Here is a 14,546-nt window from a genome sequence, read left to right on the forward strand (position 1 = left end):
GCTTGGTCGATCCCGCCGTGAAGCGAAACGATGACGCCGATCGGTATTTGGGTGCGTTTTGCGAACGCTACATTAAGGGCCGGACCGACGTTTCCGCCGCGACCCGTACCAACTACCGGAAAACGAAACGGTATTTGGTTGGAATGTTCGGCGAAGATCGCCTCTTACTATCAATCACGAAGGCCGACGCCAAGAAATGGAAGCGATGGCTTTCCGAACAAGTCGTCAGGCGTGACACCGAGGGGAAGCCCACGGCGACGATGGCGGATGCCACGGCGAGCAAACACATTAAGATCGCCAAAATGATATTTTCCGAGGCGGTCGACGCGAAATTGATCGACGAGAGCCCGATGACGGCCATCAAAGGCGGCCAAGAGGTGAATCGGGAGCGTGATTTCTTCGTGCGGCCGGAAGTTGCCGCGAAAGTACTCAAAGCCTGCCCAGATCACGACTGGAAACTAGCCTTTGCACTCGCCCGTTTCGGCGGCCTGCGGGTTTGCGAGTTCCTGACGGTCAAATGGACTGACGTCCAATTCGATGACCAGCGGATTCGCATCGATTCGCCTAAAACCGGGCTGCGATTCTGCCCCATCTTCATCGAATTGCGGCCAATTATCGACGCTGCCGCCGCCGACCGGGAAAACGACTTGGTAATGAACCGCCGTTTGATCGCCGCTTACCTGCCGGGAGCCAATCTTGGAACCCAAATGCAGCGGATTATCGAGGCCGCCGGTGTCATTCCGTGGAAAAAGACGTTCCAGAACCTTAGAGCGTCCCGCCGAACCGAACTAGAGGAGCGATTCCCCGGCCACGTCATTGATTCGTGGATGGGGCACTCGGCGAAGGTCGCCGCGAAGCACTATCTACAAGTGACACCGGATCACTGGGAGGCGGGGGCGACCCTTGCGACGACAAATGACACCGCCACAAGCGGCGGTGTCCCTGGCGGTGTCATCTCTGCCGCTCCCAGCCAGTCCCAATCGGATGAAGACACGAAAAAACCCGGTAAAACACTGGGTTTTACCGGGTTTAGATTATCTGAGAGCAATAGCCAGATGACCCCTACGGGACTCGAACCCGTGTTACCGCCGTGAAAGGGCGATGTCCTAGACCGCTAGACGAAGGGGCCGTGTGATGGGTGAAGTTTTAACGAAGACACCATCGGCACGTCAAGGGTCCACAGGCCACACTCGTTTAGAAAAACGAGGGGATCTTGCCAAGGCGGGAAAGATCTACCTTAGAAGCGGGGATTGACCACCGTCGGTCAGACTAGCCTTCGACCGATGTGTCGGTCGATTCGTTGCAGCGTTGGATCGCTTCGTACACTTCATGACGATGTACCGGCACCTCACGGGGGGCTTCGACGCCCAAGCGTACCTTGTCGCCACGAATTTCCACGACGACAATCCGGATGTCGTTGTTGATGACGATGCTTTCGTTCTTTTTTCTTGACAAAACCAACATGGGTTCATTCCTTTTCTTAGGCCGCAAAACCTCGGTCAAACGACCTTCAATACGTCATTGGGGAGGGGACAGGTCGATGAGGTTGTCAACGGACAGGGATCCTTGAGAACTTAACTCTAGGACAAAAATTGTATCGGTCAAGGAATTCTGGGTTGACAAACGAAGAAAATTCCCCTTTCGGTGCCGATTGACCGTCGTTTGGCATCCTTTTAACGCGATTTAATCAGTTTGGTTACGACCTTCCATCAGGAATTCATCGCAATGGCCGCCGTTTTTTCTTTCCAGTCGTACGTTTACCGTGGTGAGGGCCGACCTCTGGGTCGCTCTCTCGAGGAGGTCGCTCCGCCGATGATCGCCCTACAAGGACTCTTTTTCGAGTGGGATGGTTCGCTAACGTGGGCCAATCAGTCCGAAGGTTGGCAAATCGACGGAACCGTCTACGACGACGGGAATCAGGTGCAATACGTTGATTTACATGGGCGAATCGATCAGCCGGCCGGCGTCGGCTTGCTGCGTGATCGGCTCCGAGACCTGTTCTCGACGTGGGGAAATCCGGATGAATTGATGTTGATGCGACTACCCGATCGACGTTGGCAAAATTTGCAAGACTTTGAAAAAGAGTTGCTCGCCGCCGGTCGCCCTTGATTTGAGATTCGGACGAAACGACCGCATTTGGGGACGGTTGAACTCGGATTCCAGCCGAATTGACGCCTCGAAAAAAATTGCGAACTTTTTGACGAGCGAACTGTCCACTTTGGCACACCGTCTGCGATAGGTCGCATCGTCGTTACAACCGGCAACACGGCTGATCCAGCCGTCGACTATTTCAAGTCCCCTTTTCAGGAAGAATAACCATGTTGACCGCGACCACCTCCGCTCAAGAAATCGTCTCGAATATCGTCGCCCCGTCTCAAAGTGAGACGATGCCGTCGGATGTTGAGATTCTCCGCCGCGTTTGCAAGATTCGTAGCGGTTGGAGCGTCTCGGAACGAATCGAGCGTCGCCAAGTCGCCAACGAACGATTCGCCTCGCTGATCGAGGCTCTTGAGCTGGACTCGCACGCCGCCTAAGTCGGGGATGCGATCTCGCTGCGATCGGTTTACACTTCCGATTTGGCTGCTTGCGACAATGCGTTCGGCAGCCGGCAGTCGTGTCAACTCGATGGGAGCGAAATCAGCATGTCACCACAGTTCAAATCGGCAACCGGCTTGGTGTTGCTAGGTTGGTTGGCATGCTCAGGTTGCGGCGGGTCGACTGAACCAGCTGCAACGGAGATCGCGACGGATCGCTCTGCCGTCTCGGTTTCGAACGATGAAGATCGTTCCCCTCCGGATTCACGACCAAATTCCTCGTCATCCCAGCTCGCAACCTCGCAGGCACGATCGCCCGATTCGCCCGGTGATCGCTCTTGGTTAGCTGAATCGATGGAGCAACGTCCCGACGTCAACTCGGACGGCGCGATTCCGAACAAGGACTCGGGCGTTGAATCATTGCCCATCGCCAAGATTCAAAATGCCGACGATCCACAGCTCCGCGCCGACTTGACGCCGACCCAATTGGCCGCGTTCCTCGGCGAAGTCGATCGCGAAATGCGCGGTCTGATCAACGGTCAATCAGGGATCACCGATCCCCAAGCGATCCAGAGCGAGGTCGACCGGGTCGTCCGCCTCAAACGTACCGCGTCCGAACGATTGATGAACGATCCACAAGCTGATACGAAAGGCAAAACGATCGGACGCCGAGGTTATCTGCAAGCGATGTCGCACTTGGCCTCGATGGGCGATCTGGCATCCGCCGAGAAGTTGCAAGAGTTTGCCGAGCAATTTCGCAACGATCCCAATCCTGAGCTACGATCCGACAGCCGGCTGGTGCTGATCGGTTTTGCCATCGAATCGATTCGACATGGCAAAGAAGGTGCAGCGAAACGTGTATTGCAGCTAATGCGAGAAACCGCTGCCATTGACCAACCCGTCGATGTCGCCACCCTGATGGTCATGGGCCAAGCCAAAGACACGCTTTTGCAGTACGAGCATCGCGACGAAGCAACTCAGGTTCGGCAGTTGATCCTCGATCGATTCGCCGGGTCGGCTGATCCGGAAGTCGCCAAAATGGCCGCCATGATCGCCGCCTCAGGCTTTGGCGAACTCGATCCGAAACTGCAGCGGCTCGAAGAACTCCGGATGGCCATTGTCGATCCGCCGAATGACCAAGCAGGGGTCACCGCCGAGCAGTGGGGCGAGGCGGTCGACGCGGTGCTTGAGGATTCAGTTGATCTCTTGACCGTCCAGTTTCTCGCGGGAATGAGTTTGGAGAGTGAAGCGATCGGTCGCGACGACATCGCCGACGCCACCTACGAACGCTTGGAGGCCAAAGTGATCGATCGTCAGGACGCGATCGGTCGCGAGGCCCGCACGGCGATCCAAGCCAAACGCAATCGAGAAGCCGTCATCGGACAAGTCTTCATGCCAGACTTACCGACCGTCGACGGCCAAGAGTTATCAATGGTGGACTTGCGTGGAAACGTCGTGCTGATGCCTTTTTGGTCCGGCGCGTTTCCTGATTCACTGGCCGTGTTGCCGAATTTGCAAAACATTCAAGCTCAGTATCCAGACCGGGTGGCGATCGTCGGCATGAACTTAGATTTGTCAGGGACAGATGTCCGGGGGTTCATGAAACAAAACGGCCTGAACTTCCCAAGTTTCCGCAGCGAATCGGACCCATCAGCCGACATTACCAATGAAGTCGCTTATCGGTTTGGAGCGGTATCGTTGATTTTCGTCGCGATCATCGATCAAGACGGCAAAGTCGTTTCGGTTGAATTTTCTGGCGAAGATCTGACTGAAAAGGTCGAAAAACTACTCCGCTGAATTATGCTTTCATCCTTGTCCGTTTAATTCATTGGCCATTGATTTTCGTTTGAGAGCTTTCGATCATGCAGTTCATCGAGCTTACCGGCAAAACGCTGCTGGACGTCATCAATGAAGGCGAAATCGACATGGGGCAATTGCACCGCGCCGGCGTCAACGGGGACTCGATCTTGCGGATCAACAAGTTCGGCGAGATCGAGCTGCGCTCACGCGACGAATGGGTCATGGTCGGCGGCCTGTTAGGCAATTTCGAAGAACGACTCCGCAAGATCACCGAGCTCGATTGGCTCTGAGCATCACGGCCCAAGCAATGGTAACCCGCAGCGTGAGCGAGGGATGATCAGGAATCCCTCGCTCACGCTGCGGGTTGCTATTAAAGCCCGTCCATTTGGATGTTTGTCGGGCGCGAGTTTATAGGAACAATAACGAGCGGCACCAACTCAGCACGGTTCGCCGATCGACCTGTTGGATCGTTTCGTCGAATGTTTGAACCGGGCATCCGATCCGGGTGAGCGTTTCGGTCCACGGCGGCATTTCGGAGACGTCACCCGTGATCAGTACCCGCAACAATCGCATCGGTGCGTCGCGTCGTAATCGTATGCCGGGAGGTTGGGTTGACGATGGGATCGCCACGCCTTGGTAAATGTTTTCCGTAGACAGCGAAACCGCCAAAGCCATCGCGTCGGCCGGATTCGCTTTGCCTTTGATCGGGGCCTCGTTCGGAGAGTTGGTCGGGGCCACGGTTTGGGTTGACAAGATCCCGGCGGAGACGACAGCGACTGCGTTCGGATCGGCAGCGGATTGCTTAATCGCGGCCGCGGTGATTTTCGAGATCGCATCGATTTCGGAAAGACTCCAGCGTTGTTCGTCTTGACTAGCGATCAAACAAACGGCCACGTTGAGGGATTTGGCAGTTTGCTTCCACGAAACCATGGCGTCCGCAACGTCACGCTGCGAGGGTGGCAGGAGCACGATCGCCAAGCCCGTCGAAAGCGTCGAGCCCGTGGGATCCGCTTTCGCCCCTTGCTCGGATGTTTCTTTCGCATCCTCAACAACGCGAGCGGGATGCCACAAATACGCTTGGTTCACGACGTCCGGCAATCGTATTTCGGTCGCCTCCCACGATTGGCCGGTTCCGGTCGCGGGTAACTTCCCGAGCGATTCGATCACGGTCGTCGAAAACTCACCTGACCATGGCTTGGGGGTGATCGAGATCTCGTTCTCCGGCGCAGGTTTTGGTTCTTCTTTGGTGGAATCGTCGAGGCGCCGGACGCCGAACGTCAATTTGGTTTCTGGGTCAGCCGCCCATAGCTGTTGGCGTAACGTCGCAGCGTTGGGGAGTTTGGTGCGGTCGAGCGATTCGATTTCGTCGCCGACTTGAATCAACCCGTCGGCGGGCGAATCCGGCAGGATCGATGCAACCTTCAGCCCTTCCAAGGCAACCCCGATCGACTGGGGGCGAAGCGGCTCGATCGCGTCAACGAGTGTCGCCACGACGACCTTGGATCGACCATCGCGTTTGACCTCCAGTTCGACTTCGTCCCCGGCGTCGTAACGTCCCAGGGCCAATTTGATTTCTTGTTGTCGTCGAACGGGGCGATCACCCACCCGCGTTAGTTCGTCGCCCGCTTGAAGGCCCGATCGATCCGCTGGTGAGCGTTTGCGAAGCGTGGCGATCGTCGTTCCAGGGGCGTAGGGGTCGCTGCCGCCGATGACCAGTCCCAGTAGGCCAGCTTGGATGGTTTCGCCGTCTCTTAGCCGCTTCAACTTTGCCGCGATCACGTCGGTGGGAACGGCGAAAGCAATTCCTGAATCGTACCAGGCGGTGGGATCATCGGCACCGTTTTCACCTACCGCCGGGATCAAGATGCCCGCGACGTTCCCATTTAAATCCAACAACGGCCCGCCGTAGAACGTTGGGGAAATACGCACGTCAGACTGGATCGCGGTCCCGTCAAGACGATCGACCGCCGACATCACGCCTGAACTGATGATCGGAACGTTCGACTCCCCGTAACGGGCCAACGCGACCAACGTCGAACCGATCGGCGGTGACGTTTGGGACGCGGTTAGCTCGATCGCCTCCAACGCGGCTCCCTTGGCGTCGATCTTCAATAGCACGAGGTCGCGGTGTTCATCGCGTCCGACGACCTTCGCCGGGTAACGATTGCCATCGCCGGTTGAAACAATGATGCTGGCCGCCTCACTGCGAACGACCCAAGACGACGCGAGGATAAATCCGTCGCTGTCAACAATCACGCCGCATGTCGGTGCGTCTTGGCGCACCTCGCCATCGGATTGCAATACACCGATCACCTCGATGCTGACGACCGACGGCAAGATTTCCTCGGCGATGTTTCGGATACGCTCGGCGACGGCTTGTTGATAAGCGATCGGGTTGATGCCTTCTTGGGCCGTGGCGGTTACGCAAATTAATGTGAACCATACGGCCACCAACTTGGACAGAACTTTCATGGGCGTAATACTGCTTCGAGAATCTCGTTGTTGCGCTGGATCGTCAGAATGACATTGTCGCGGCGGTCGATCCGTCGCAGTTGATCTCGGAATTCACGTTGATGAGCAACACGTCGTCCGTTGACCAGCAACACCAGATCATCAGGATTGAGATCGCTGCCGGCGGCCGGCGAATCGGCGGCGACGGTATCGATGTAAACCGGGGTCATCTCGAGTACGTCTGGGATCAAGCCGATCCCCAGGCCGTCCGGGGAGTGGGCACGTTCGCGAGCCAAGAGTGGTTGATCGGTCGACGGCAGGACGGTCTTACGCCCGGCGATGATATCTCCGATCGGGCCTCGCAGGACGTCTGCGGGAATCGCGTAGTTGAGCCATACGCCGGTCTTGCGATCTCGCAGTTCTTTGCCCAGCATCCCCAACAGATTGCCGCTGAGATCCACTAGCGCACCACCGGCCGCACCGGGGTTATTGGCGACGAGGTCGAGCAACCAAACCTCGCCTCGATAGGCGGTTTGGAACGTTCCACGACGAGCGTCCAATTTGCTGCGGGCTGCGATGCGCCCCTGCAAAACACTTGCGGGTTCATTTCCGGTGGCGATGTTGAAGAGATTGCTAACCGCAAGAACAGGATCTCCCCACGTCGGAATAGACGTTGGAACGGACGACGGATCGGATTCTTGAGGTACCTTGAAGAAAGGAAGATCACCCGCGTCGATTTTCAAAACAGCCAGTTCCAATTCAGGCTCGAAACCGACGATTTCGCCTTCGAACCGTCGGCCGTCGCTGAGTATGACAAACGGAGTGACATCCAACACCGTGCTCCATGCCGTCGCCACGTGCCCGACCGGCGAAACCAGGAATCCGCTTTGGAATGTGTCCAGTCCACCTAGTCCGCCCGCACCGTAGATCTTCACCACCCGATCTTGCACCTGGTCGCTTGACCGGGCCAGCGAAGGTTGAGCGGCCAATGGTGAAGTAGCGAAGATCACGAGCAACAAAACCGCGACTCCATGCAACCGCCTCATGTACTGCTTGATCACACTCGATCGGAAAGATCGGTTTGGTATCATCCTATGACGCATCTTCGGTCTCCCCTTCAACGGTCCAAGAATCGATCTCGAACGTCGCGATCGGGTCGAGCCCGAATCGTAATTGGATGTTCTTTGGTAGCTGATCATCGGGCTGCGTCGTCGGCGCGGTTGCCGACGCATTCAATTTGCGACTAGAGAAATTCTCCGATGTCGTTTGACGAACCACTTCGGAGGCATCAAACCATAGTTCCGCCGGATCACCGTCGCGATCAGCGAACACTTCGATGACCTCGAGTTGATCGACATCGGAACTTTGAAAGAAACGATTTTCGAGAGCGTTTCGAACTCCGATGGTGCAATCTCGCAACGGACGTTGTCCCATTAAAGGTGCGGTGCCCCAATAATACGTTTCACCGAATTCGTTCGGACCGACCTCGAGCATTCGATACAGCGAACTCAAACCGCTGAGCACGGCCGGGACGGTCGAGCGGTCGACCGCTTGAACGAAGTCGTCAGGACTCGATGCGTCCATTAGTTGATCACCGACCATCAATTCGCCCGACTGACCATCGATCGTCATCGAGAACAACTGCGGCGTTTCGGCATTCGCCAGCGTGACCTTTCCGGTCAGTTTCCATGGCCGCCCGTCCGGCGAAATCATTTGAAATTCAGCACGCAATCGGCCGATGAATCGGTCTTGATGTTGCCGGTTGAAATAGTAGTTGGCGAAACCTTGGCGTTCTTCGATCCGTTGGTTTGCGGCATCCGGAATCGGTTCGCCACTGGCGTCTTGAGGCCGATCGGCATCCTCGTCTGGTTCGGGCGGTGCATTTTCGTTCTTGTCATCCTTTTGAGCGTCTTCGCTTTCCTCATCTGCATCGCCTTCGGGATCCGGTGCTTGCGGTTTGGGCGGGGCCGGAGGTGGTGGAGGGAGCGCGGACTTCATCTTTTCAAGCAGTTCGCTGCCTCGATGAACGCTGGCCAAACGAATCGCCGTTTCGACCACCTCACCGTCATGTCGGTAGGCGATCGGAATTCGCCACTGGGCAGGAAAAGTCGCGAGCAAATTCTGCACATCGTTGGCGGTCTGAACGACATGTCCGTCGATCTCCAAGACTTCGTCGCCATAACGCAGCCCACGACGGTGCGCGTCGCTGAAGGCCAAAATGTTCGTTACGCGAACGGAGCCGTCGTCCTCGGTACCAACCGTTGCACCGAGAGTCGCGTGATCGAGGATCCGACCGCTGTGCAATGATCCCAGGAAGTTTTGTGCTTGGTCACCCGATATCGCGTAGCCGACGCCGACGTTGACCCGGCCGCGTTTTTCAAATGAAGCGCGGCCGATGATCCCGATCAGATCACCCGATGCGTCGTAGAGAGGACCGCCTGAATTGCCGGGGTTGATCGAAGCATCGGTTTGAAAGCAGCTACCGTATTCGAGCAACGTACCCGACGGATACTGGTAACGCCGTGTGCCGCTAATCACGCCCGCCGTCACGGTCGGTTGAAGGTTCGTCGCCAGCAAGAATGGATTGCCGATCGCGAAACACCAATCGCCGATCAACACCGATCGGCTGGGGACAAAGTCGGCGGTGGGGAAATCATCGCGTCCGAGCAATTGAATCAACGCCAGGTCGCCGACCGGGTCGATTCCGACAATCACGGCGTCGTAAACGTTACCGTCGCTCAAACCACATCGCATGTACGTCCCGGCGGGACTGCTGACGTGAAAATTCGTCAGTGCATAACCGTCCGGCGAGATCAGCACGCCCGAGCCTCCACCTCCGCCGCCGGGCACAAAGACGCAAACGGTCGACGGAATCGCTTTGGCAACCGCGGCGATCCGCTGGGCTTCAACGCGGGCGATCAAGTCACCATTTCCTGCGGGGCCGACGCCCGATTCGGCGTGAACGGTCGAGATTGAACCGAACGGATTCGTTCCGCAAATAGCCCAACCGAACAAGGCAAAGCATTCCAAGCCGATGAGCCATCGTGATGGGACTCGCCGCTTTAGAACTTGCCATCCCCGTCGGCGGCAAAAAAAGGTCGTGGGTATCAGAGCTTTCATTCCGTTCATTTTAATAGCCGCCCGCCGAACCATTGGATTTGACCGCCGAGTTGATGAGGAAGGAGGCTGTTTGACCGATCTTTGGTGGGATCCGCTGATGTTGTTGAGTCTCTTTCCCTGCCAATCGAGGACGTTCGCAACGTCACCGTCCGGGCATCGCCGAGTTCCAATTCCAAACCCAATGATTCGCGATCCTCGAGCGTTGCCGACCATACGACTTCCTCGTCGGTCAGGACTTCAACACCCACCGGCAAGAACCAATCCACCTCCGGGTGCCGTCGAACGGCTACTTTGAGCTTTTCGTACCCCTCGGGGATCCGAAATCGAATCTCGCTCGGTGATCGCATCAAGACCACGTCGGAATCATCACTACCCTCTTCGCCCGCCCGGGGTTCGAACCAATTTTGCATCCACGCCGGAAACGCGTCGGAGTTCTGCCCCGCCAGGAACCGGGACGATGCAACTTCCGCCTCGACCAAACGCAACACTCCGCCGGCGAATCCGATCGACATGACTTGGTCCAAGGGGATCGAATGTCCGATTTGGCCGGGCAGTTGAATGTCTAAATGCTCGCTTTCCGGTGCCAAACGAACGGAAGCAGCGAGGTATTGCGATCCCGACGTATCAACGACGCGGATCGGATCTGCGGGTGATTCGGCATTCGGGTTGGTCGACGAAAACAAGATACCTTCGAGTTTCGCGATCGGTGCTGCGATCGTATTGCCCGCCATTTCAAACTGAACCGTTTGGGGCCCGATCCCGACAACGGTACCGTCGATCGAATCAAGTGTCTTTTCATCCCGCCTTACCGCCAAACGGTCGCCCCGCCGGGCGTCTTCGTTCCAGCCCAACCATGTCGTGTCGGTCGCGGGGTTGCCGGTTCGGTAGCGAATGGACCGCAAGCGAGCGACCGGCAGCGTCAACGGAGCCTGCCGCGATGGCGTTAATTTCAAGTCGTCGCCATCCCAAGTCACCTGCGAAACGCGGATCTTTGATCCGCTGCGCAGCTCGACGACGGTGGGCAAGGGCGGGAGCGATGAATGTGAAAAATCGATCCGAGACGCGTTTTCTAGCGGAATCGTTCGAACTTCCGAACCGAGATCCAAGGCGATCGCCACGTCGCTCATCTCCGCGAGCCCGCCGGTGACGGATTCACCGTCGGCTGTGACGACCGCGACTTCGACCGTCGCGGCTGTCGATTCCGAAACGACTCCGATCGCAAACAATCCGATCCAAATGACAAAACCTCGGCGAGCAAAAACGAAGCGAAGGCGAGGGTCAATCATGGTGAGCAACGGGGGCATAGAAGTGCGGAAAAGGCGAAACGCCATTGGACTTTATCAGTCTTTCAGGTTCTATAGTAGTGAATTCCGGTCGGTAGCGAATACCAGCCGATCACGTTTCCCCAAATGAGGCGTCTGCCACTTAAGCAAGCTAGGCCCCTTGATCTGGCCATATAGTGGCTCCGTTTGGTTTGGCCCTTAGCTTCGATCATCTTGCCGACGACCGTTCGCCGCCGCATTCATTCGCCCCTGAGTATGGTCAACAAAGCAGGCTACGAACTTATCCGCCACTGAGCGAGACATCCGTGGTCAACGGCGGAAGCGGTCGTGGTGATTGGCCAATCGTAAGGTGTTGTCTTGGATATCCATCGCCAATCGGATTCCTTCGGCTGCGCCAAACAGCGTCGCAGTCGCCGCGACTGAAAGCAGAATCAGCGGAACAGCAAACTCGCTGAAGGTCCCTAGCTCGACCAATAAGTTTTCTTCGGTGGTCATCAACAGGTAGACCAACCGAAAGATCAAGTATGGGAACACGACCGCAACGGTTACGTACCCGAATAGCTTGTAGAGACGTTGCATCGACTCGAGCGTGGGATAATGTCGCACATTGGGATAACTCCCCGAAGTCGAATTGTAGGTTTCCGCGGATTGCTCTCGACGCTCAAGCAAGTCCTGAGAAGCCGGTGCAGCAATGTGATCGGTTCCCGAATGGATCGTTGGACGCGGAACATTGGGCTTGAGCCGAAACTCATCGACTTCATGATCCTCCCCGCTCGGCGATCGGTCGAACGAATAGCCGCTATGTGAATCGGCGGGAAGACTCGAATCGGTATGGCCAGAGTGGATGTTCATGGATTGAATTTACATTTCGGATCGGGAAACGACGGGGCAGGCGGATCGTTCGGTCGTCACTCTGTCAGATTCGCATGGTCATCCCCAGCACGCGCCGAACCTCGATCGGACTCGTAATGCCTTCACGCACCAATTCGGTGGCTCGTTCCCACAACGATTTCATCCCATGGTCGATTGCAATTCGGTAGATCGCGCGGCTGTCTTTGGTATCGAGAATTTGGTCGGCGAGCGAGGAATCTTTCAGCGACAGAAACTCGCTCGCTACGACACGACCTTGGTAGCCGGTTTGGTTACACGCATCGCATCCCCGTGGCACAAGACAACGATCCACCGGCAGACCACAAAAATCATTAGGTTGCGTGGACTCTTGGGCACATTCACAGACTTTCCGCAATAACCGCTGGCTCAAGATTCCGATGACGCCGCTTCGCAACAAGTACGGTTCGATTCCCATGTCCAGCAATCGGCTGATCGCGGTCGCGGTACTGTCGGCATGAAAAGTCGTCAGCATCAGTTGTCCGGTCAAGCAGGCTTGGATCGCGATTTCAGCGGTCAACGGATCGCGGATTTCGCCGATCATGATGACCTCGGGGTCTTGTCGTAACAACGACCGCAATCCGGTGTGCAAATCAAACCCGCCAGGCACATTGACTTGGCTTTGTGAAACGCCCGGAACGGGCACTTCGATCGGGTCTTCGATCGACAACAGGCTGCGGTTGCCGCCGGTCGACCGGACGAGTTTTCGCAGCATCGCGTATAGCGTCGTGGACTTCCCGCTGCCGGCGGGGCCGGTCACGATCATCGCACCGCTGGTTTCGGCGATCGTGTCGATCAATGCTTGCGTGACTTCGGGCGTGTGTCCTAAATCGCTGAGTTGTTTCAGGCGGGAACCCCGCCCAAAAAAACGTAGCACCGCTCGTTCACCATAGAGTGTCGGGAACGTGCTGACTCGCACTTCGGCGGCCTCGCCCGGTAATGCGATGCGGCCTTCTTGCGGTACGTCGCTTTGGTAGGTCAGCAAGTTCGAAAGGACTTTCAACCGAGAAACGACCGACGAACTCGCTCCCGATGGGAATTCACCCAATATCTGTAAGACGCCGTCGTGCCGAAAACGAATGTCGGTTCCCGAGAGAGTCGGTTGCAGGTGCATGTCACTGGTCGCGATAGCATCGGCGAATTTCAGCAGAATGTCGACAAAGTCGGTCGCGTAAGAAGCAACCTTCGGATTCAATCGTTTCAGACGCTCGCGTGCTTCGGTTAATTGGATTTGCAGACCCGAAGAACTGCCATTGGCAGCCTGACCATTGACTTCCGGGTTCGCTTCGACGTGATTGGCATGGATGACGGTGCTCATAGGAAAAGCCTTTGATGTAAATCGATGATGAAGAAGATACGATTCAGCTAGTTCAGGTTTACACGCCGCCACCACGGATCACATCCGTTGCGCGATCCCCCATTCCGTTGACGTAGATCGAGAACACTCGAAAGATGATCAGGATCAAGACTGCGACAATCGTGAACCAAATCAATGCCGAAGCGAGGTAGGTGAGTTTGGCCATCGAGCTTCGCACCTGAGTCTTCAGGTGACGAAAGTGCTTGTCAAGCGATTCGGCAAGTCGGCCGGATGCCTCGCCCAGTTCGACGACTTCGATCGTGTCTTCTTGGAACAATCCGGTGTCTTGGAGAACCGAATGCATGTCGCGACCTTGTTTGATTGCGATGCGGGCTTGTTCGGCCTTGTTCTTGAATTGCCTCGTGCCGGCACTGTGGAATGATAGGTCGATCGCCGCTGCCGCATCCACGCCCGCTTCGATCGTCAGCGCCAACGTTTGCACAAATCGAGCTTCCGCGAATACTCGGAGGTTATGCCCGATCCATGGCAATCGAGCGAGCATCTCGGTGACCGAGGAGAAGTAACCGTTCTTGGCCAGCAACGTCAAAACGAACAGCACGCCAGCGACCGTGCCGACGAGCAGCATGTAAATCATCAAGCCCCGCTCGCCGACCAAGCCGATGCCGATCAGGTCTTGTCGCTCCGCAGGCGCATCGGGAATCAGCGCGGCGGGAAGATAGATCAACATCCCGACGATCAAGACGGCGAGCGTCAATTGAATCATCGGCCATAGAATCGAATTCTTGAAGATGCTTCGAAACTCAGCCAGTTGACTGTAGTAGTCGGCAAGTCGATCCAGCACCCGATCAAGACGACCGGAACGTTCACCGCCTTCTAGCATCTCTGCGAAATGCGGTGGGAAGTAATTCCCTTGAGCTTTCACCGCATCGGAAAGTGACGAACCTTCGCGAACATGCTCGGCGACGGATCGCATGCGTCGACTGTATTGGGAACTCGACGTGCCCGCTTCACGATCAAACACGCGGTACGGGTCCAGCCCGACTTCAAACGCCACGCCAACGCGTTCGCACAACGTGCTAAGTGATTGATTTTCGATTCGTGTCGATAACATGATTCATTCTGTCCATCAAAGAGCCGCTAATCGGATGCCCG

At 56.5% G+C, this 14,546-nt stretch carries 13 protein-coding genes and 1 tRNA gene; 5 read left to right on the forward strand and 9 right to left on the reverse strand.

All coding sequences use genetic code 11. The features are described 5' to 3' along the window. Positions 1-17 precede the first annotated feature (17 nt). Complete coding sequence (locus Pla100_RS32535; protein WP_390620669.1) at positions 18-1,094, forward strand: tyrosine-type recombinase/integrase; 1,077 nt, start codon at positions 18-20, stop codon at positions 1,092-1,094. Here Pla100_RS32535 and Pla100_RS27465 read toward each other — a convergent pair. Beyond that, positions 1,057-1,129, reverse strand: a tRNA-Glu gene (locus Pla100_RS27465). The genes Pla100_RS32535 and Pla100_RS27465 overlap by 38 nt on opposite strands. 140 nt (positions 1,130-1,269) lie before the next feature. Beyond that, positions 1,270-1,464: a carbon storage regulator CsrA gene (gene csrA, locus Pla100_RS27470; RefSeq protein ID WP_146582099.1), complete on the reverse strand. Its 195-nt coding sequence runs from the start codon at positions 1,462-1,464 to the stop codon at positions 1,270-1,272. Between the two features lie 261 nt (positions 1,465-1,725). Between csrA and Pla100_RS27475 the strand changes: the two genes are divergently transcribed. From Pla100_RS27475 to Pla100_RS27490, 4 genes are all read left to right on the forward strand, one after another. Beyond that, a complete protein-coding gene (locus Pla100_RS27475) occupies positions 1,726-2,109 on the forward strand; it encodes a hypothetical protein (protein ID WP_231603702.1) in 384 nt (127 codons plus the stop codon). Positions 2,110-2,318: 209 nt separating this feature from the next. Continuing rightward, a complete protein-coding gene (locus tag Pla100_RS27480; protein ID WP_146582101.1) occupies positions 2,319-2,534 on the forward strand; it encodes a hypothetical protein in 216 nt (71 codons plus the stop codon). 108 nt (positions 2,535-2,642) lie between these two features. Further along, positions 2,643-4,331, forward strand: coding sequence for a TlpA family protein disulfide reductase (locus Pla100_RS27485; protein WP_197168287.1), 1,689 nt, complete (start codon positions 2,643-2,645; stop codon positions 4,329-4,331). 65 nt (positions 4,332-4,396) lie between these two features. Beyond that, positions 4,397-4,624 carry a hypothetical protein gene (locus tag Pla100_RS27490; RefSeq protein ID WP_146582103.1) on the forward strand — a complete coding sequence of 76 codons (228 nt, stop codon included), beginning with the start codon at positions 4,397-4,399 and terminating at the stop codon, positions 4,622-4,624. 118 nt (positions 4,625-4,742) lie between these two features. Here the strand turns inward: Pla100_RS27490 and Pla100_RS27495 are convergent, their stop codons facing one another. From Pla100_RS27495 to Pla100_RS27525, 7 genes are all read right to left on the reverse strand, one after another. Further along, positions 4,743-6,806 carry a trypsin-like peptidase domain-containing protein gene (locus tag Pla100_RS27495; RefSeq protein WP_146582105.1) on the reverse strand — a complete coding sequence of 688 codons (2,064 nt, stop codon included), beginning with the start codon at positions 6,804-6,806 and terminating at the stop codon, positions 4,743-4,745. Next, positions 6,803-7,831 (reverse strand): S1C family serine protease, encoded by a 1,029-nt coding sequence (locus Pla100_RS27500; protein ID WP_231603703.1) that lies wholly within the window; start codon positions 7,829-7,831, stop codon positions 6,803-6,805. Before Pla100_RS27500 ends, Pla100_RS27495 begins: the two co-directional genes overlap by 4 nt. Positions 7,832-7,877: 46 nt before the next feature. Further along, on the reverse strand, positions 7,878-9,758 hold the full coding sequence (locus tag Pla100_RS27505; protein ID WP_407938261.1) for a S1C family serine protease: 1,881 nt from the start codon (positions 9,756-9,758) through the stop codon (positions 7,878-7,880). A 152-nt stretch (positions 9,759-9,910) separates the two neighbouring features. Next, the gene (locus Pla100_RS27510; RefSeq protein ID WP_146582111.1) at positions 9,911-11,191 is read right to left on the reverse strand and encodes a glycosyl hydrolase family 98; all 1,281 of its coding nucleotides are present in this window, start codon (positions 11,189-11,191) and stop codon (positions 9,911-9,913) included. 306 nt (positions 11,192-11,497) lie between these two features. Beyond that, positions 11,498-12,040, reverse strand: a complete 543-nt coding sequence (locus Pla100_RS27515) for a hypothetical protein (RefSeq protein WP_146582113.1) — start codon at positions 12,038-12,040, stop codon at positions 11,498-11,500. 64 nt (positions 12,041-12,104) lie between these two features. Continuing rightward, positions 12,105-13,394 carry a GspE/PulE family protein gene (locus Pla100_RS27520; protein ID WP_146582115.1) on the reverse strand — a complete coding sequence of 430 codons (1,290 nt, stop codon included), beginning with the start codon at positions 13,392-13,394 and terminating at the stop codon, positions 12,105-12,107. A gap of 58 nt (positions 13,395-13,452) precedes the next feature. Beyond that, a complete protein-coding gene (locus tag Pla100_RS27525; RefSeq protein WP_146582117.1) occupies positions 13,453-14,505 on the reverse strand; it encodes a type II secretion system F family protein in 1,053 nt (350 codons plus the stop codon). Positions 14,506-14,546: the final 41 nt, after the last annotated feature.

Source organism: Neorhodopirellula pilleata (assembly GCF_007859915.1).
Classification (GTDB): Bacteria; Planctomycetota; Planctomycetia; order Pirellulales; family Pirellulaceae; genus Rhodopirellula; species Rhodopirellula pilleata.